1 rRNA gene is annotated in these 708 nt (G+C 53.1%); it reads left to right on the top strand.

Going from position 1 to position 708, the window contains the following annotated elements:
• Positions 1-708: ribosomal RNA gene (locus NBA72_RS24130) — 23S ribosomal RNA — on the top strand; the annotation flags it as partial.

Below are 708 nucleotides of genomic sequence, written 5' to 3'. Positions count from 1 at the left end.
TGAGGGAAAGGCGAAAAGAACCCCGGCGAGGGGAGTGAAAAAGAACCTGAAACCGTGTACGTACAAGCAGTGGGAGCACAGGTTTACCTGTGTGACTGCGTACCTTTTGTATAATGGGTCAGCGACTTATATTCTGTAGCAAGGTTAACCGAATAGGGGAGCCGGAGGGAAACCGAGTCTTAATTGGGCGTTAAGTTGCAGGGTATAGACCCGAAACCCGGTGATCTAGCCATGGGCAGGTTGAAGGTTGGGTAACACTAACTGGAGGACCGAACCGACTAATGTTGAAAAATTAGCGGATGACCTGTGGCTGGGGGTGAAAGGCCAATCAAACCGGGAGATAGCTGGTTCTCCCCGAAAGCTATTTAGGTAGCGCCTCGTGAATTCATCTCCGGGGGTAGAGCACTGTTTCGGCTAGGGGGCCATCCCGGCTTACCAACCCGATGCAAACTGCGAATACCGGAGAATGTTATCACGGGAGACACACGGCGGGTGCTAACGTCCGTCGTGAAGAGGGAAACAACCCAGACCGCCAGCTAAGGTCCCAAAGTCATGGTTAAGTGGGAAACGATGTGGGAAGGCCCAGACAGCCAGGATGTTGGCTTAGAAGCAGCCATCATTTAAAGAAAGCGTAATAGCTCACTGGTCGAGTCGGCCTGCGCGGAAGATGTAACGGGGCTAAACCATGCACCGAAGCTGCGGCAGCGA

The sequence above is a fragment of the Salmonella sp. NW1250 genome, from assembly GCF_051812965.1.
In the GTDB taxonomy this organism is placed as follows: Bacteria; Pseudomonadota; Gammaproteobacteria; order Enterobacterales; family Enterobacteriaceae; genus Salmonella; species Salmonella enterica.
Note: the sequence above shows the minus strand (reverse complement) of the source record. Positions and strands in the feature narration are given on the sequence as shown.